This is a genomic window from Streptomyces sp. NBC_01622 (genome assembly GCF_045209635.1).
Taxonomy (GTDB): Bacteria; Actinomycetota; Actinomycetes; order Streptomycetales; family Streptomycetaceae; genus Streptomyces.
On the sequence record NZ_CP109293.1, the window covers coordinates 7,844,988 to 7,864,099 of the forward strand.

13 protein-coding genes are annotated in these 19,112 nt (G+C 68.7%); 10 read left to right on the forward strand and 3 right to left on the reverse strand.

The features are described 5' to 3' along the window. Nucleotides 1-44 precede the first annotated feature (44 nt). The 3 genes from OH768_RS36290 to OH768_RS36300 all read left to right on the forward strand — a co-directional run bounded on the left by OH768_RS36290 (nt 45) and on the right by OH768_RS36300 (nt 2,752). Complete coding sequence (locus tag OH768_RS36290) at nt 45-620, forward strand: TerD family protein (protein ID WP_019067108.1); 576 nt, start codon at nt 45-47, stop codon at nt 618-620. Nucleotides 621-749: 129 nt separating this feature from the next. After that, entirely contained in the window at nt 750-1,895 is a 1,146-nt protein-coding gene (locus OH768_RS36295; RefSeq protein ID WP_406460160.1) for a DUF475 domain-containing protein, read from the forward strand. A 122-nt stretch (nt 1,896-2,017) separates the two neighbouring features. After that, complete coding sequence (locus OH768_RS36300) at nt 2,018-2,752, forward strand: Tellurium resistance (protein ID WP_359616068.1); 735 nt, start codon at nt 2,018-2,020, stop codon at nt 2,750-2,752. 99 nt (nt 2,753-2,851) lie between these two features. On the opposite strand, the gene OH768_RS36305 is transcribed toward OH768_RS36300, so the two are convergent. After that, nucleotides 2,852-3,640 (reverse strand): TerD family protein, encoded by a 789-nt coding sequence (locus tag OH768_RS36305; protein WP_406460161.1) that lies wholly within the window; start codon nt 3,638-3,640, stop codon nt 2,852-2,854. A gap of 175 nt (nt 3,641-3,815) precedes the next feature. Here OH768_RS36305 and OH768_RS36310 point away from each other — a divergent pair, with 175 nt between their 5' ends. Genes OH768_RS36310 through OH768_RS36320 form a run of 3 tightly spaced genes read left to right on the forward strand, consistent with a single transcriptional unit; the run spans nt 3,816 to nt 8,400 of the window. Further along, nucleotides 3,816-4,982 carry an HpcH/HpaI aldolase/citrate lyase family protein gene (locus tag OH768_RS36310; protein ID WP_406460162.1) on the forward strand — a complete coding sequence of 389 codons (1,167 nt, stop codon included), beginning with the start codon at nt 3,816-3,818 and terminating at the stop codon, nt 4,980-4,982. 14 nt (nt 4,983-4,996) lie between these two features. Then, entirely contained in the window at nt 4,997-7,585 is a 2,589-nt protein-coding gene (locus OH768_RS36315; RefSeq protein ID WP_406460163.1) for a phosphoribosyltransferase, read from the forward strand. Then, complete coding sequence (locus OH768_RS36320; RefSeq protein ID WP_406460164.1) at nt 7,585-8,400, forward strand: HAD family hydrolase; 816 nt, start codon at nt 7,585-7,587, stop codon at nt 8,398-8,400. Before OH768_RS36315 ends, OH768_RS36320 begins: the two co-directional genes overlap by 1 nt. 87 nt (nt 8,401-8,487) lie before the next feature. Here OH768_RS36320 and OH768_RS36325 read toward each other — a convergent pair whose 3' ends face one another. Continuing rightward, nucleotides 8,488-8,703 (reverse strand): zinc ribbon domain-containing protein, encoded by a 216-nt coding sequence (locus OH768_RS36325; RefSeq protein ID WP_406460165.1) that lies wholly within the window; start codon nt 8,701-8,703, stop codon nt 8,488-8,490. A 77-nt stretch (nt 8,704-8,780) separates the two neighbouring features. Between OH768_RS36325 and OH768_RS36330 the strand changes: the two genes are divergently transcribed. From OH768_RS36330 to OH768_RS36345, 4 genes are all read left to right on the forward strand, one after another. Further along, nucleotides 8,781-9,320: a transposase gene (locus OH768_RS36330; RefSeq protein ID WP_406460166.1), complete on the forward strand. Its 540-nt coding sequence runs from the start codon at nt 8,781-8,783 to the stop codon at nt 9,318-9,320. Then, nucleotides 9,317-9,853 (forward strand): transposase, encoded by a 537-nt coding sequence (locus tag OH768_RS36335; RefSeq protein WP_406460167.1) that lies wholly within the window; start codon nt 9,317-9,319, stop codon nt 9,851-9,853. Before OH768_RS36330 ends, OH768_RS36335 begins: the two co-directional genes overlap by 4 nt. Nucleotides 9,854-10,663: 810 nt before the next feature. After that, on the forward strand, nt 10,664-16,555 hold the full coding sequence (locus OH768_RS36340; protein ID WP_406460168.1) for an RHS repeat-associated core domain-containing protein: 5,892 nt from the start codon (nt 10,664-10,666) through the stop codon (nt 16,553-16,555). A gap of 76 nt (nt 16,556-16,631) precedes the next feature. Beyond that, nucleotides 16,632-16,928: a hypothetical protein gene (locus tag OH768_RS36345; RefSeq protein ID WP_406460169.1), complete on the forward strand. Its 297-nt coding sequence runs from the start codon at nt 16,632-16,634 to the stop codon at nt 16,926-16,928. Nucleotides 16,929-17,016: 88 nt separating this feature from the next. Here the strand turns inward: OH768_RS36345 and OH768_RS36350 are convergent, their stop codons facing one another. After that, complete coding sequence (locus OH768_RS36350; protein WP_406460170.1) at nt 17,017-19,086, reverse strand: ArnT family glycosyltransferase; 2,070 nt, start codon at nt 19,084-19,086, stop codon at nt 17,017-17,019. Nucleotides 19,087-19,112: the final 26 nt, after the last annotated feature.

A 19,112-nucleotide genomic window follows, 5' to 3' on the forward strand; every position in this document is an offset into this window, starting at 1 on the left:
CGCAGGACAACTCACACAGCATCGCCTCGGGGAGGACCAGCACTATGGGCGTCACACTCGCCAAGGGGGGCAACGTCTCCCTGTCCAAGGCAGCACCGAACCTCACGAACGTACTCATCGGACTCGGCTGGGACGCGCGTTCCACCACCGGAGCCGACTTCGACCTCGATGCCAGCGCGCTGCTGTGCAACGGCGGCCGGGTGCTCGGGGACGAGTGGTTCATCTTCTACAACCAGCTCAAGAGCCCGGACGGCTCGGTGGAGCACACCGGCGACAACCTCACCGGTGAGGGCGAGGGCGACGACGAGTCGATCCTGGTCGACCTCTCCAAGGTCCCGGCCAACGTCGACAAGGTCGTCTTCCCGGTCTCCATCCACGACGCCGACAACCGCGGCCAGACCTTCGGCCAGGTCAGCAATGCCTTCATCCGCGTCGTCAACCAGGCCGACGGCCAGGAACTCGCCCGCTACGACCTCTCCGAGGACGCCTCGACCGAGACGGCCATGATCTTCGGCGAGCTCTACCGCTACCAGGGCGAGTGGAAGTTCAGGGCGGTCGGCCAGGGGTACGCGTCCGGCCTGCGGGGCATCGCGCTGGACTTCGGGGTCAACGTCTCGTAAAGGGCCTTGGTCCCGACCGGCTGTCCCGGTCCGGGAAGTCTCCCTCTAGACTCAGTGCTCGACGTCAAATTTTAAGTAAAGCCGAGTGCGGCGCGGGGGAGACCCGTACACACAGGGATTGGGTAGCCAGTGCTTCTGAAAACCTTCGGCTGGTCGTTCGCGGTCACCGCGCTCGGTCTGGTCGCGGCGGCGTTCTACGGGGGGTGGGAAGCCTTCGGAATCGTGGCGATCCTGGCCGTTCTGGAGATCTCGCTGTCCTTCGACAACGCGGTGGTCAACGCCGGGATCCTGAAGAAGATGTCGGCCTTCTGGCAGAAGATCTTCCTCACGGTGGGCGTCCTGATCGCCGTCTTCGGCATGCGGCTGGTGTTCCCCGTCGTCATCGTCGCCGTCACCGCCAAGATCGGCCCGATCGACGCGGTCGACCTCGCGCTCAACAACAAGGACCACTACCAGCAGCTGGTCACCGACGCCCACCCGGCGATCGCGGCCTTCGGCGGCATGTTCCTGCTGATGATCTTCCTCGACTTCATCTTCGAGGAGCGGGACATCCAGTGGCTGCGCTGGATCGAGCGCCCGCTCGCCAAGCTTGGCAAGGTCGACATGCTGTCGGTCTGCATCGCGCTGATCGTCCTGCTGATCACGTCCTTCACCTTCGCGGCCCACGCCCACCAGCACGGCGGCGCCCACGCGGACAAGGCGCAGACGGTCCTGATCGCCGGTATCTCCGGCCTGATCACGTACATGATCGTCGGCGGACTCTCCGGCTACTTCGAGGACAAGCTCGAAGAAGAGGAGGAGCGGGAGCACGAGGAGGAGGAAGAGGCCGCGCGCACCGGCAAGCAGCGCTCGGCGGTGGTCCTCGCCGGCCAGGCCGCGTTCTTCATGTTCCTGTACCTGGAGGTCCTGGACGCGTCCTTCTCCTTCGACGGTGTGATCGGCGCGTTCGCCATCACCAACGACATCGTCCTGATGGCCCTCGGTCTCGGTATCGGCGCGATGTACGTCCGCTCGCTGACGGTGTACCTGGTCCGCCAGGGCACGTTGGACGACTACGTCTACCTGGAGCACGGCGCCCACTACGCGATCGGTGCCCTGGCCGTGATCCTCATGGTCACCATCCAGTACCAGATCAACGAGGTCATCACGGGCCTGGTCGGCGTCATTCTGATCGGCTGGTCCTTCTGGTCCTCGGTCCGCCGCAACAACGCGATCGCGGAAGCCGAGGGAAAAGCCGGCTCGGACGAGAAGACTGAGGTCTCGTCCGGGGTGTGACAAGCTCCCTGGTAAGGGAACGCTCTGTTCGGGGCGGCAGACAGAGGACATGCCCTCGGTCCGTCGCCCCGACGGCTTTGTCATGCGGAATGCGGTACGTGGATGTGGACGTGGGGGCGGGAATGGGCTTCTTCGACGGGATCTGGCGGCGTGAGGCCGACTTCGACTCGGGCAGCGCTGCCAGCAACGCGATCGAACTGACCAAACGGCACCACCAGGTCTCGCTCACCAAACAGGGCGCGGCCACCGGCAACCTGCGCGTCAACCTCACCTGGCGGATGCGGACCTCCGACATCGGCGGCCCCCAGCGGGACAGCCTGCTGCGCCACCCCTTCAAGGCCCTCAAGCCGCCCGAGGTCATGGGCCACAGCCAGAGCATGGTCAACGTCGACCTCGACCTGGGCTGCCTCTACGAACTCATGGACGGCACCAAGGGCGTCGTCCAGCCCCTCGGCGGCCTCCTCGGCGACGTCAACTCACCCCCGTACGTGAAGCTCAGCGGCGACGACCGCTTCGGCTCCGCGTCCGGCGAGACGATGTACGTCAACCTCGACCACCGCGACCAGATCAAGCGCCTCCTGGTCTTCGTCTACATCTACGACCAGACCCCGGCCTTCGACCGCACCCACGCGATCGTCACCCTCTACCCCAGCAACGGCCCCCGCATCGAGATAGGCCTCGACGAACGCCACCCCCAGGCCCGCTCCTGCGCGGTGGTGATGATCGAGAACGTCAAGGGCGAGCTGGTGGTCCGCCGGGAAGTGAAGTTCGTCTACGGCTTCCAGGCGGAGCTGGACCGCTTGTACGGCTGGGGACTGCAGTGGGGCAGGGGCTACAAGACGAAGGTGGAGCGATAGCTCCCCTTCAGGGGCGCGGGGCTGTGCCGATTTGCGGCTCCGCCGCGCGGGCGTGCCCAGCCCCCACCGGCCCGCACCCGAAAAACTACGCACTCACCCTCAAATGAACTGCGGCCCCTGCGGAGGCAACCGAAAATCCGGATCCACCGCACTCGCCGCAGGCACAGGCTGGGGATACCCGTAGGTCCCCGCAGGAGCCGCCTGCGGATACCCGTACGCAGGCTGAGTCACCGGCTCCTGCGCCGGCGGATACCCGTACCCGGACTGCACCGGAACCGCCGGAGGCACCTGCACCGGAACCGCCGGAGGCAACGGCTGCGAGACCTCAGGTCCGCCCCCCGCCTCCGACTCGTCGACCGTGATGCCGAAGTCCATGGCCAGCCCGCGCAGCCCGTTCGAGTACCCCTCGCCGAGCGCCCGGAACTTCCACCCCTCACCCCGCCGGTACAGCTCCCCGCAGATCAGCGCGGTCTCCTCGCCGGTCTCCGGCTTGATGTCGAAATACAGCAGCGGATCACCCTCGGCGACGGCGGCGTCGTACAGCATGATGCGCAGGCCCTGTACGCGGTCGAAGGTCTCGTCCTCCGCGGATGCGACCACCAGAATCCGGCTGACTTCGGGCTCGACACCGGCCAGATCTGTCTGGATCGTGTCGGTGGGGCCCTCGGCGACACGCTTCTTGCCGAGTCGCCAGACCTTCCCGGAGGGGTGCCGGGGCTGGTTGTAGAAGACGAAGTCCTCGTCGGAACGCACCCGACCGGCGGGGCCGAGGAGCAGTGCCGAGACATCCACGTCCGGGCCCCCCTGCCCGGGCGTCCAGCGCAGCACGGCACGTACCATGGTGGCCTCCAGCGGGACGTTCGACCCCTTCAGCATCGCGTGCGTCATGCGGTCATCCTGCCCTCTCGGTCCTGGTCACGACAACGTGGGGTGCGGACTCCGACACGGCCGAGTTACCTGAAGTTCATGCCCGGCGGGAACCCCCGACATGGGTTTGTACGTACTATTACCGGCCACCTATCGAAAACACTCACGGTTCACATCGTCACCACGGGGGAGCTTTATGCGTCATTTCGGGCACATTGCCCCTGAGGTGCGGCAGCGTCTCTTCTTCCAGGAGCCGTGCGAGTTCGACGCGGACTCCCCGGCCCGGCTGCTCGCCGCCGCTCTCGGCGCCACGCTCTACAGCCCGGCCACCCGGCCCCGGCTCGCCGACGACATCGTCAAGCTGGCCGGACGCGGCGTCGTGTCGATGGTGCTGTGCCTGGAGGACTCGATCGGCGACGAGGACGTCCCGGCCGCCGAGGAGAACCTGGTCCAGCAGTTCACCGAGCTGGCCGCCCGCCCCGACGCGGAGCTCCCGCTGCTGTTCGTCCGGGTCCGCGTGCCCGAGCAGATCCCCGATCTCGTCCGCCGCATGGGCCCGGCCGTACGACTCCTCTCCGGCTTCGTGATGCCGAAGTTCACCGAGGAGCGCGGCATGCCCTTCCTGGAGGCGCTGGCCGCCGCGGAGGTGTCGAGCGGCCACCGCCTGTTCGGCATGCCGGTCCTGGAGTCGCCCGAGCTGCTCTACCGCGAGTCGCGCGTCGAGACCCTGGAGGGCATCTCCCGCGCGGTCGACAAGTACCGCGACCGCGTCCTCGCCCTGCGCCTGGGCGTCACCGACTTCTGCTCCTCGTACGGCCTGCGCCGGGCCTCCGACATGACGGCCTACGACGTCCAGATCGTCGCCTCCGTGATCGCCGACGTGGTGAACATGCTGGGCCGCGCCGACGGCACCGGCTTCACGGTGACCGGCCCGGTGTGGGAGTACTTCCGGGTCCAGGAGCGCATGTTCAAGCCGCAGCTGCGGCGCAGCCCCTTCCTGGAGGGGCAGGCCGAGGAGCTGCGCGAGGCGCTGATCGAGCACGCCATGGACGGGCTGCTGCGCGAGATCGCCCTCGACCAGGCCAACGGGCTGATGGGCAAGACCTGCATCCACCCCACGCACGTGCTGCCCGTGCACGCGCTGTCCGTGGTCAGCCACGAGGAGTTCTGCGACGCGCAGGACATCCTGCGCCCCGAGCGGGGCGGCGGGGGCGTGCTGCGCTCGGCGTACACGAACAAGATGAACGAGGTGAAGCCGCACCGCGCCTGGGCCGAGCGGACCATGCTGCGCTCCGAGATCTTCGGCGTCGCCCGCGAGGACGTCGGCTTCGTGGAGCTGCTCGCCGCCGGAATCCCCGGCTGAATCGCAAGGGACGCATGAACAAGGCAGTGAACAACGAGGTCTGGTCCGGCAGTTGGGTCGCGGAGCGACTCGGCGTCGAACTCCTCGGCGACCCCGAACTGACCGGCCTCCTGGGCCTGGCCCTCCGCCGCAACCCCAAACGGGCCCACCTCCTCGTCTCGAACGTGCTCGGCAAACACGTCCCCCAGTCCCCGTCGATCGTCTACGGCTACGGCTTCACCCTGGGCCACCGCGTACGCGACCTGCTGGGCCCCGAGGAGTCCCGCCGAGCGGTGGTCCTCGGCTACGCGGAAACCGCGACGGGCCTGGGCCACGCGGTGGCCGACGGCATCGCCGTCGCCCCCTACCTCCACTCCACCCGCCGCCCGGTCCCCGGCGTGGCCACGGCAGGCGGCTTCGAGGAGTCCCACTCCCACGCGACCTCCCACCTCCTGCTGCCGGAGAACCCCGCGCTGCTGGCCGGCGAGGGCCCCTTGGTCTTGGTGGACGACGAGTTCTCCACTGGCAACACGGTCCTCAACACGATCCGCGACCTGCATGGGCGTTGCCCGAGGGACCGGTACGTGGTGGTGGCCCTGGTCGACATGCGGTCGGCGGCGGACGCGGGGCGGTTGGAGGAGTTCGCGGCGGAAATAGGCGCGAGGGTGGACCTGGTGGCAGCGGCTTCGGGCACGGTTCGCCTGCCGGCGGGGGTGCTGGAGAAAGGGCAGGAGTTGGTGGCGCGGTACGAGGCAGGGGGTGCCGGGACAGGTGGTTCGTCGTCCGCAGCGCCGTCTGGGCTGGCCGCGCAGTTCCCCGCGCCCCTAAAAGCCAAAGACCAGGGCGTTGAAAACAGCCCGACCCCCAACTCCCCAGGGGCGCGGCGCAGTGTCGATATGCGGCTCCGCCGCGGGGCGCGACCGGCCCCCACCGACCCGCACCCGACCCACAACCGAACCACCAGAGTCGAACTCCGCTGGCCCCACAACCTCCCCGACGGCGGAAGACACGGCTTCACCCCCGCCCACCGAATACGACTGGAGGCCGCTCTCCCAGCCATGGCCGCCCGCCTGGCCGAGGCGCTCCCCCCAGAAGCCCACCGCGTACACATCCTCGGCTTCGAAGAGCTGATGTACGCCCCCCTGAGACTCGCCCGCGAACTGGAGCAGATAGTCGACGCCGACGTCACCTACTCCACCACCACCCGTTCCCCCGTCCTCGCGGTCGACGACCCCGGCTACGCGATCCGCACCCGCCTCACCTTCCCCGCCCACGACACCCCCGCCGACGGCCCCGGCGACCGCTACGCCTACAACATCGCCGGCGCCGGCTTCGACGCGGTGGTCGCGGTGGTCGACTCCCGCGGGGACACTCCCGAACTGCACGGCCTGCTGGCCGAGTTGGCCGCACACACCCCGCACGTCGTCCTCGCGGTGGTCCCCTCGTACGTCCCCGAAAGGCCCCCCATGCTGCCCGAGCCCCTCCGCGGCCCCGCCTTCTCCTCGTACGCGCCGGAAGAGGTCGGCTGGCTGCTCCAGGATCTCTCGGACGTGACGCTGGAGGCGCCGACCGAGGAGCGCGAGGAGGCCATCCAGAGCGGCGGCGCGCACTACGCGGAGTCGCTGCCGGTGGAGTACCAGCCGAGCGAGCAGTACCAGGAGCTGTTCCACACCGCACTGGACGAGGCCGCCGGACGACTCGCGCTGGCGGTAGGGGCAGTCACCGAACTGGTCCTCGCCGAGCGCTCACCGCACCCCGTGCTCGTCTCGCTCGCCCGCGCCGGCACCCCCGTCGGCGTCCTGATGCGCCGCTGGGCCCAGTACCGCCACGGTCTCGACCTGCCGCACTACGCCGTGTCGATCGTGCGCGGCCGAGGCATCGACGCCAACGCGCTGCGCTATCTCGCCGCCCACCACGACCCCGCCGACGTCGTGTTCGTCGACGGCTGGACCGGCAAGGGCGCCATCACCCGCGAACTCGCCGACGCGATCAGGGAGTTCGAGGAGTCCGACGGCATCACCGGCTTCGACCCGGAGATCGCGGTGCTCGCCGACCCCGGCTCGTGCGTGAAGACGTACGGCACCCGCGAGGACTTTCTCATCCCCTCCGCCTGCCTCAACTCGACCGTGTCGGGGCTGATTTCACGCACGGTGCTGCGCTCGGACCTGGTCGGCCCGCACGACTTCCACGGCGCGAAGTTCTACCGCGAACTCGCGGGCGCGGACGTCTCGGTGGAGTTCCTGGACGCCGTGGCCGCCCGCTTCCCGGACGTCACGGACGCCGTGGCGACCCTCGCCAAGGAACTGCTGGCCGCCGACCGCACCCCAACCTGGGAGGGCTGGGCGGCAGTTGAGCGGATCAGCGAGGAGTACGGCATCCACGACGTGAACCTCGTCAAGCCCGGCGTCGGCGAGACCACCCGGGTGCTGCTGCGCCGGGTGCCCTGGAAGATCCTCGCGCGGGCCGGTGCGGGTGCCGACCTCGACCACGTCAGACTGCTCGCCGAGCAGAGAGGCGTGCCCGTCGAGGAAGTGGCCGAACTGCCGTACACCTGCGTGGGGTTGATCCACCCCAAGTACACGCGCGGTGCGACCGGTGCCGACGGCAAGGCGGTGGCGGTCTGATGCCGGTGCTTGTCGCGAGCGACCTCGACCGTACGCTCATCTACTCCTCGGCCGCCCTCGCCCTGACCATGCCGGACGCGCGGGCGCCCCGGCTGCTCTGTGTCGAGGTGCACGAGAGCAAGCCGCTGTCCTTCATGACGGAGACGGCGGCCGGACTGCTCACCGAACTCGGCGACGCGGCCGTGTTCGTGCCGACCACCACCCGCACCCGCAAGCAGTACCAGCGCATCAGCCTGCCCGGCCCGGAGCCGAAGTTCGCGATCTGCGCCAACGGCGGCCACCTCCTGGTCGACGGCGCGACCGACGAGGACTGGCACGTCGGGGTGCAGGCGAGGCTGGCCGCCGAGTGCGCGCCGCTGGAGGAGGTCCGCCAGTACCTGGCCGACTCCGCCGACCCGGCCTGGGTACGCAAGCACCGCGTGGCCGAGGACCTCTTCGCCTACCTCGTCGTAGAGCGCGAACTCCTCCCCGAGGAGTGGGTCAAGGAACTCGCGGTCTGGGCGGAGAACCGTGGCTGGACGGTCTCCCTCCAGGGCCGCAAGATCTACGCCGTACCGAAGCCACTTACCAAGAGCGCCGCCATGCGAGAGGTGGCCCACCGCACAGGCGCAACCCTGACCCTCGCAGCTGGCGACTCCCTCCTCGACGCCGACCTGCTGCTGGCGGCCGACAAGAGCTGGCGCCCGGGCCACGGCGAACTGGCAGACGAGGCTTGGACCGCCCCACAGGTCACCGCCCTACCCGAGCGGGGGGTCTTGGCGGGCGAGCGCATCCTGCGGGAGTTCTTGCGAGCGACGCACCCGACAACCCCCTAGGGGCGCGGGGCTGTATCGATTTGCGGCCCCGCCGCGTGGGCGCGACCAGCCACGAAGCACCCGCTGCCAATAACGCACAGGCCTTGCCTAGCTGCAGCAGCCCCCGCCGCAACAACCGCCGCCCCCGCCACCAGCTCCGGCCGCGGGGGCGGACGTAGTACCGCCCACCGCCACGGCCGACAGAAGCTTCACTGTGTCGTCATGCCCCGAGGGGCATGACGCCGGCGCGGAGGACTCCGCCATCGGCCGACTCAGTTCGAACGTGGATCCACAGGTGCGGCAGCGGTACTCGTAGCGGGGCATGAGTACAGGCTACTGAGCTTGAACTCGGGTTGTCGTAGCCGCTGACAAGGCTTGATCCTCGCGGTACGCCGTCTCTTATGAGGTATGCGCAGGGTGGCGGTCTGTCGGACGAGCGTCGGCAGTTCCGCGAGGAGATCCGGTTGAGGGCGGCCGATGGGTTCGCTGCGGGTGAGCCGATTTCGGTGATCGCGAAGGAGTTACGGGTCAGTGTCCGGTCGGTGCAGCGGTGGCGGCGGACCTGGGACAAGGGCGGTCCTCGGGCGCTTCGGTCGGCGGGTTCGGCCTCGCCGCCGCGGCTGAGTGAGGCCCAGTTCGTGCAGTTGGAGGCGGAGTTGGCCAAGGGGCCGGTGGCACACGGGTGGCCGGACCAGCGGTGGACGCTCTCCCGGATCAAGACCGTGATCGGCCGTCGGTTCCACAAGAGCTACACCCTGCAAGGGGTGCGCAAGCTGCTGATCCGGCACGGCTACTCCTGCCAGATCCCGGCAAGGAGAGCCGTCGAACGTGACGAGGAGAAGGTCACCGGCTGGGTGAAGGAGACCTGGCCGCAGGTGGAAGGACCGCGGCGGCGCTCGACGCGTGGATCGTCTTCGAGGACGAGTCCGGCTTCTCGATGACGCCGCCGATCGCCCGCACCTGGGCCCGACGCGGACGCACTCCGGTGATCCGGGTCCGTGGCCGCTCCCGCCGTCGCATCTCAATCGCCGCACTGACCTGCTACAAGGCAGGAGAACGGTCCCGGCTGATCTACCGGCCGCGCCGCGACGACGGCCGGCGCGACGGACGCAAGAGCTTCGCCTGGACCGACTACCGCGACCTGCTCATCACCGCCCACCAGCAGCTCGGCGGCCCGATCGTGCTCGTCTGGGACAACCTCAACGTCCATCTCGCCGCCGGGATGCGGCAGTTCACCGCCGGACGGGACTGGCTCACCGTCTACCAGCTGCCGTCCTACGCACCGGACCTCAACCCGGTCGAGGGCATCTGGTCACTGCTACGGCGTGGATGGCTGTCCAACACCGCCTTCACCACCCCCGAACACCTCATCCAGACCATCCGGCACGGCCTCCGCACCATCCAGTACCGCCCCCACCTCATCGACGGATGCCTCGCCGGAACCGGACTATCCCTCACCCCAACGACTTCATGAGTTCAAGCTCAGTAACGGGAGTGATGGGCACGGCGTGCGGCCGCTATCGCCAGGACGCTGGGTGTGGGCGATCCGTCAAGGAGCCAGAGTCCGTGGCCCCGGGTCATGCATGCCACGGATTTCTCTGACGCATCCTCACCACGGCTTCAGGAGAGTGTCTTTGCTCAACCATGACCTGACGATGATCCGCCCTTGGTTCCGAGCGTGCATTTTTTGACCCCATGCGACCAAACGCTTTGGGTTTAATTGCCACCCGAGTGCGCATATTGGCTCGGCGATCATTTTTCGTCGTAATTGATCAGCTTTGGTGGCCTGAAATGTGTCTAGACCGTGAAGATCCCGGCCGGTATCTCTTGTGTGATTCTGGGCGCCGCATGCGCCCTGACATATCAGAGGAGTCCCGTGAGGACCAGTCGCATAGGCCCTTTCCGGAGAAGACCCAACGGCAGACCCCTGGTCTCACCTCGGCAGGTGGCAACGGCAACTACGCTGGTGCTGTTGCTCGTCACCGAAGCGGCCGTAACGCTCTCGACCACAGGACAAGCCTTCGCCGTCTCCGCGCACAAGGCGCGCACCACTTCGGCGGCGAAGTCCCGCTCCGCCTCTGCCGGGCCGCTCTCGGCTCCTGACGCAGCGTCGGCATTCGCCACAGCCCGACTGCGTAAACGCAAGGTCGAGATTCTCGACCAACTCACGGCCAAGACCACCACTTGGGCAAATCCGAATGGCACAGTGACCACCCGGTCATATGCGGCGCCGATCCGCTTCGAGCGAGCCGGGAAATGGGTTGATGTCGATACAACCCTGCATATGAATGCCGATGGCGATGTGGCGCCCAAGGCCCAGCCAAATGCCTTGGTTCTCGCGCCCGGTGGCAAGAATGCCGTGCTGGCCGGCATGGGATCGGGCAAGCATCGGCTAGCGGTTGGCTGGAAGGGCACGCTTCCCAAGCCGTCCCTCAAGGGCACCACCGCCACCTACGCCAACGTGACACCGGGCGCGGATGTGACCGTACAGGCGACGCGGACCGGCTTCGAGGAGAACGTGATCCTCAAGTCGCGCCCCAAGACCGGTTACACGGTGACCATTCCCGTCTCCGCGAAGGGACTGACGGCCAAGCAGCGCAAGAACGGCTCGATCACCTTCACCGATGCCCACCACAAGGTCGTCGGCACCATACCGGCGCCGGTGATGTGGGACGCGCAGGTCGACGCCAAGTCCCTGGAGCACCCGCACCGTGCCCGGGTGAAGATGACGATGTCCCAGTCCGGTGACACGGTGAATCTCACCCTGACCCCGGACGCGAAGTTCCTGGCCGACCCCAACACGCAGTACCCGGTCACGGTGGACCCCTCCACGAGTCTTTCTCCCCTGCTGGACACGTTCGTGGAGAACACCGACACGGCCCCCGAGTACACCTCCACCGACCTGAAGGTCGGCACTTACGACAGCGGCACGGACATCGCCCGCTCGTTCCTGGAGTTCCCGGTCCTCCAGCTCGACAACACGCAGATCCTGTCCTCGTCGCTGAACCTGTACGAGTACTGGGCCGGTGGCTGCGTCCAGTCGCCGTGGGAACTCTGGGAGTCCGGAGAGTCCTCCACGGACACGGTCTGGTCGAACCAGCCGGTCTGGAAGTCGAAGTACGCCACGACCTCCCAGACCAAGGGCTACTCCAGCGACTGCACCACCTCCAGCGCGGAGGGCTGGGTCTCCATCGACCCCTCGACCTTCCTCCAGTACGCCGGTGACAACGGCTACGACGTCGCCTACATGGGCTTGGAGGCGTCCGACGAGACGGACAGCAACAGCTGGAAGCGTTTCTACTCCGCCAACGCCTCCGCCAACGTGCCCTACCTGTCGGTGACGTACAACTCGTACCCGATGCCGTCCGCCCCCACCGTGGCGCCCGGTGTCTCCTCGGTCTCCGGCTCCACCACGACGCTCTACACCAACACGACCACCCCGCAGCTCCAGTCGACCGTCAGCGACGCCGACGGCGGCAACGTCATGGCCCAGTGGAACGTCTACGACACCACCGGTGGCGCCAACACCAAGGTCATCTCCAACCTCAACGGCAGCTGGACCGCCTCCGGAGGCATCTCCAGCGCCTCCGTCCCGTCCGGAACCCTGGTGAACGGCCACACCTACACCGCGTGGCCCTACGGGTACGACGGCTCCCTGTGGTCGCGTCAGACCGTCCCCAGCGGACTGGTCTTCACGATCGACACCACCAAGCCCGGCGCGCCGACGGTCGCCTCCACGGACTACCCCTCCGGCGGCTGGGGCAAGGGTGCCGGGCAGAGCGGCGCGTTCACCATCACCCCGCCCTCCGGCGGCACGGACACCTCCGGCGTCGTCTGGCAGCTCGACTCCGGGGCACAGAACTCCGTGGCGACCACCGGTAGCGCCGTGAGTGTCAGCGTCACCCCGGCCGCGGACGGCCCGCACACCCTGACCGTCTCCACCCGCGACAATGCCGGCAACCTGTCCGCATCGACGGTCTACAGCTTCAACGCGGGCAACGGCGCCGTCACCTCGCCCACCGACGGCACCAGGACCGCGCGGCGTGTCACGCTGACCGCCGCCGCGGCGTCGTCGACGTGGCAGTCGGTTAAGTTCCAGTACCGGCGATCCGCCACGGACAGCTGGACCACCATCCCGGTCGCCGACGTGACGTCCGGCGGCAACGCGGTGAGCAGCTGGCCGGTGGCCGTCACGAGCGGTGCCAACTCCCCGCTCGTCTGGGACGTTTCCAGCACCTTGGGCGACGACGGCTCGGTCCAGGTACGCGCCGAGTTCACGGACACTTCTTCGGCGAGCCACGACACCTCCGCCGTCACCGCCACCCTGGACCGCGCGGCCACCCAGACCGCCACCGCCTCGGTCGGCCCGGGCACGCTCAACCTGTCGACCGGCAACTACACCCTGTCCGGCCCGGAGACCTCCGTCTTCGGCATGTCGGTCGCCCAGACACTCGATTCCCGCACCCCCCAGGGGACCCCGCCGGCCGGTCAGATCGCGCCGTTCGGGCCCGGCTGGCAACTGGCGGGCGCTTCCGCGACGGCGATGACGGACTTCACCGAGATCCGTCCGGTGACCTCCACCGCCGTGCAACTCGTCGGCTCGGCCGGCTCACAGATCTCGTTCACCAAGACCAGCAGCGGGTGGACCCCGGAGCCCGGCGCCGAGGCGTACACACTGACCTACAGCAGCTCCGCGGACACCTACACGCTGACCGACACCGCGGGAACGACGACGGTCTTCGCCAAGTCCTCCACCACGGCGGGTGTGTGGGCTGTCGCTTCGTCGAGCCCGGCGGGCAGCGGCACCTCGGTGCGCTACCGCTTCGACTCCGTGACCAGCGGCGGCACCACTTCGATGCGTCTGGCGCGGATGGCCGCGCCCACGTCCGCGATCTCCGACACCAACACGTCCTGCCTCACCCCGACGACGCCGGCAGTGGGCTGCCGGGTCCTGCAACTGAGCTATGCCACGGCGACCACGGCGACGGGCACGACCAGCGGTACGTTCGGCGACTACGCCGGCCAGGTCAACATGATCGTCATGTGGGCCACCGACCCGGCCACGGGTACGGAGACGTCCAAGGTCGTCACCCAGTACGCGTACGACTCCACCGGTGCCCTCCGTCAGGTGTGGGACCCGCAGATCACGCCCAACCTCGTGACCGCGTACACCTACACCTCGGCCGGCCGGGTGGCCACACTCACGCCTCCGGGCCAGCTCCCCTGGACGTTCACCTACGGCACCGCCGGCACCAACGGCGACACCAACGCGGGACGTCTGCTGAGCGTCTCCCGTCCGACCCTCACCCCGGGCTCCGCGTCGACGACCAACGGCACGGCAACCACCACGGTCGTCTACGACGTGCCCCGCACCACCGCGGCGGGGGGCCCCTACGCGATGGGCGCTTCGGACGTGGCCTCCTTGGCCCAGGCCGACGCGCCGACCGACGGCACAGCGATCTTCCCCGCCGACCAGGTGCCCACTTCCAACACCGGATCCGGGAACCTCACGTCCAGCGCCTACACCCGCGCCACGATCCACTACCTCGATGTCAACGGGCGCGAGTCCAACACCGCTTCCCCCGGTGGGCACATCACCACCACCGACTACGACGCTGTCGGGCACCCCGCTCGCCGGCTCAGCGCCGCCAACCGCGAACTCGCCCTGGCCGCGAGCACCAACACCGAGCTCAACGTGCTCGGACTGGCGGCGATGACCACCGCGCAGCGTGCCAACCTGCTGTCCTCGGTGAGCGTCCTCGACAGCAGCGGCCAGCTCCTGACCGACACTTACGGCCCGCTGCACCAGGTCACTCTGGAGCACGCGTTGGCCGCCTCAGGTACCAGCGCCGCCCGTGCGTCCGGCTCCGTCGTCGCCGCGCGGACACACACCCACAACACCTACGACGAAGGCCGTCCCACCGACGGCTCCGCGAACGCGTCCGGCCTGGCGACCACGTCCGTCACCGGCAGCACCATCGCGGGCTACGCCACGGACGCGGACACGCGTACCACCAAGTCCATCTACGACTGGACGCTGGGACAGGAGACCAAGAGCACGGTCGACCCGGCGGGCCTGGCGATCGCCACCGCGACGGGGTACAACTCCGCCGGCAAGGTGATCTCCAACTCCCAGCCGTCCTCCACCGGTTCCGACGCCGGTGCCACCACGACCACCTACTACACCGCCAGCGGAAGCAGTCCCTGCGGAGGCCACCCCGAGTGGGCCGACATGGTCTGCCGGACCGCCCCCGCCGGCGCCATCACCGGTGGTGGCTCCAACCCGAGCCAGCGGGCCACCACGACGACCACGTACAACCTGTACGGCTTGCCGAGCACGGTGACCCAGACCGCCAACGGCGTCACCCGCAGCACCACCGTCACCTACGACGCGGCAGGCCGCAAGAGCACACTCGCGGTCTCCGGCGGTGTCGGCCAGGCCGTGCAGACGACGACCACGACGTACAACACGAGCAACGGCCTGCAGGCCAAGGTCTCCACGCCGGACGGCGCCTCGACCATCATGAATTACGACCAACTCGGCCGTGCGATGTCCTCGACCGACGCGGACGCGAACACCTCCACCGTCCAGTACGACGCCCTGGACCGACCCACGCAGACCAGCGACTCGGCGCCGTCGACCACCACCTACACCTACGACACCAGCAAAGACCCGCGCGGTGTGCCGACGACGCAGACCGACTCCAAGGCCGGGGCCTTCAGCGCCACTTATGACGCCGATGGCAACGTGAGCACGGAGTCCCTGCCGGGATCGATCACCCTCAAGATCGCCACGGACGAGACCGGGCAGGCCACCTCCCGGGTCTACACCGACGCGAACGGGAACGTGCTGCTCTCCGACCAGGCGGGATACTCCGGAACCGGGCTGGAGGTCAGCCGGGCCCAGTCCACCACCGGAGGCCTCGGCGTCAACAACACGTACGCCTACGACGCCGCGGAGCGCCTCTCGGACGTCAGCCAGACGGTCCTCACCACCAGCGCCACCACCGGCGCGACCAGTACCTGCACCACGCGGCACTACGCCTTCGACAAGGACTCCAACCGCACGGGTCTGACCACGGCCGTCGGCGCCGCCAAGGCGGCCTGCCCCACCAGCGGTGGAACCACGGTCAGCCACAGTTACGACAGTGCCGACCGTGTGGTCGACAGCGGTTACACCTACGACGCCCTCGGTCGCACGACCGCTGAGCCGAGTGGGACGACGACCGCGTACTACGCCAACGACCTGGCCTATCAGCAGACCTCCGGCACGAGCCGCGTCACCTGGCAGTTGGACCCCCTGGGCCGCAACCGGTCCTACACGTCGGAGACCAACACATCCGGAAGCTGGGCCCAGACCGCAGCCCGCACCAACCACTACGACGGCACCTCGGACTCGCCTTCCTGGACCAGCGAGAGCACGAGCGCGTACACGCGCAACATCAACGACATCGCCGGGGACCTCAGCGCCGTCTACTCCTCGGCGAAGGGCGACATCCTGCTGCAACTCACCAATCTGCACGGTGACGTCAACATCGTGCTGCCCATCAACGACAACGCCACGCCGGTCCTGGTGATGGTGGCCGACGAGTACGGCAATCCGCTCACCGGTACCAGCACCTCGCGCTATGGCTGGCTGGGCGGCAAGCAGCGCTCCAGCGAGACGCCCTCGGGCGACATCCTCATGGGCGCCCGCCTGTACAACCCGTCACTCGGCCGCTTCCTCCAGACCGACCCGGTCTTCCAGGGATCTGCCACCGCCTACGACTATGTCAATCAGAATCCCACCACGGGCTTCGACCTGGACGGCACCCGGGGCAACCGCAACGGCATCTACTGCTCCCGGTCCGGCCGTTGGAAGACGTGCGACCTGTACCTCAGCGAGTACCGGACCCGGATGCTCATCGACACCATGTGGGACGGTGTCGGAGCGGCCGGCGTGTGCGCGGCAGCGGGTGCGGCGAGCTTCGTCAGCTTCGTCGGCGCTGCGGCCGGAGCGGTCTGCGCCGTCATCGGTGCGATTCTGGCGATGAGCGCGTACGCACTCAGCCATATCGATGACGCCGGGCACAACCGCGGTATCTACATCGAGATGTGGTTCTACCACTTCCAGTGGTGGTGGTTCGGATGGCACTACAGGTGGGTCCCGTCCGGGGGATACGTCTGGCATCAGTGATCGTCCGACCCTGCGGGGCGGGGGTGCGTCCCCCGCCCCGCAGGGCTTCGTTCCGGTGTGAATGAGAGGAGTGCAGATGGACAGTGCGACGACGCTCGTGCTGTGGATCGCTTTCGCCACGCTGGCCGCCGTGGGGGTGGCCGGCGGGGTCGGTCTGGTACGGGACCGAGGCCGGGAGGCGCCGCCCGCTGCCGCGGGCCTGCGCAATCCCCGTCTGGTGCAGATGGTGCTGGGCCTGTGGGGACTGCTGACGATCCTGCCCAGGCTGCTCGGTGTCGACCCTGCGGTCGGGCTGCTGCTGACCGTCGTGGGCCTGGTGCCGCTGGTCACCGTGCTCGTGCTCGAGGTCAGGGCGCGGCGGCAGCATCGTTGACGAAGACCCAGGTCGACATCCCCCGCACGGGTTGTCCTGCGGCAGGTTCGTACTGACCCTGCCGCACATCCCGAACACCGCTCGGTCTCTAGGGACGGTTGCAGTCGTAGAGCGTGAAGCTGCCGCCGGTGCGGCGGCCGTAGGAGGCGGGCGGGATACGGGTGCAGTGGGACTTCACCCAGGTGGTGGCGGCGGTGGTGGGGCGCTGGGTGGTGAGCAGCGCGTAGCGCACCTGGTGGGCGGTGACGAGGCTGCCGAGCTGCTGGGTGGTGGGGAAGGGGGTGTTGCCGGTGAAACCGCCCATGACGAGGATCGGTTCGGACTTCGCTCGCAGCAGGGGCTCGGCGGCGTAGGCGGTCTGGGTGGCCAGCAGGTACTTCTCGCCGCGGCGGTGCTTGGTGAGGTAGTCGAGCAGGGCGGTGTCGCGGGCGCTGGGCCGGTCGAGCGCTATCCGCCGCGGAGCGTGGTGATCACGGACGCTGTTGTAGTACGCGTTGCCGACCGGACCGGCTATCGGCGCGGTGGAGGCGCCCGCGTAGAGCGGGTCGAGGCTGGAGAGGGCCCAGCCGGCCGGTACGACCAGGGTGGCCGCGATCCCGGCGGCGAGGGCGCCGTGGACCATCCGCGGGGAGGTGCGCGGCCCGCGGCTCCACAGGCCCGCCACCCCGCACAGCGCGAGCATCACGGCGATCGGCAGCAGCCAGGAGACGAATCGGGTCGGCCAGTCCAGCACCAGCGCCCACACCACCGTCAGCACGATCGCCGCCGGCAGCGCCATGTGCCGCCGGCCGCCCGACCTGTCCTCCGACCCATGCGTCGATTCGTCCGCCGACCCGTGCTCCGATTCGTATGCCGACGCGTACGGCGACCAGCGCTCCGGCTCGTGTTCGGGCTCGTACGCCGACTCGTGTTCGGGTTCCGGCTCAGGCTCGGGCTCGGGCTTGTGTTCCGGGTCGTACGCCGACTCGTACTCCGACCGGAAGAGCGCGAGTCCGCCGCCGGTCAGCGCGGCGAGTGCCGGGGCGATGACGGCCATGTAGTAGGCGTGGTTGCCGTTGGAGGCGCTGAACACCACGGCGTGCACGGCCAGCCAGCCGCCCCACATCAGAAATCCCGTGCGCAGCATGTCGGTTCGCGGTTGCCCGGTGCGCCAGACGATGCCCAGGACCGCGGCGAGCACGGCGAGCGGCAGGAACCAGGCGACCTGCGGGCCGACCGTGTCGTTGATCAGCATGTTCCAGCCGGTGTTGCCGGTGGTGCGGCTGTTGGCGGTGCCGGCGACGGCGCCGAACGCGGTGGAATCGCTGCTGAAGCGGCTCAGGCCGTTGTAGCCGAAGACCAGGGCGAACGGATTGTTGTCGGACGTGCCGTCGAGGTACGGGCGGTCGGCGACCGGTGTCACCCAGGCGATCAGTACCCAGAAGCAGGAGACCGCCAGCGCGACCGCACCGCCCAGCAGAAAGCGCAGAGCCCGCTTCAACTGCGTGCCGGGCGCGGCGATTTGGTATACGGCGGCGAAGACCGGCAGCACCAGCCACGCCTGCAGCATCTTGGCCTGGAAGGCGAGCCCGATCCAGATCCCGCAGGTGATCAGCGGCAGCAGCCGCTCGGTGCGCACCGCCTTCTGCAGCGCTCCGGCGGCCGCCACCAGGAGCAGAGTGAGCGCGGTGTCCGGGATGGTGGCCCGGTTGAGGACCACGGTGACCGGGGTGAGGGTGAGCGTCAGCGCGGCGATCAGCGCGGCGAACGGCCCGGCCCAGGCCCGTACGATGCGGTGCAACAGCCAGACCGTCAGCACGCCCTCGACGACCTGCGGAAGAGCGGCCGCCCAGGTGTGCGGGCCGAAGAGCCAGACGGAGACGGCGTCGGGCCAGAAGGCGCCGGGGAGCTTGTCGATGCTGATCGAACCCTGGGTGTCGAGCCCGCCGAAGAAGAAGGCACGCCAGCCGCCGGCCATCGACCGTATCGCCGCACCGTAGAAGGGGTGGAGCGCGGCGTGCCCGATGCCCCAGGAGTACAGCGCCGTGGCGACGGCCAGCACCGCGGCGAGTGCCGGGCGTTCCCAGCGCGGGGCGTCTTCCGGCGGGCCGGTTCGGCGGTTCGCCGCCCGGCGGCCTCGGTGCGCTCCGGTGGGCCGGGCGGCGGAGATGGCGGTCATGGCAGTGGTCCTCGGGTCAGCAGGTC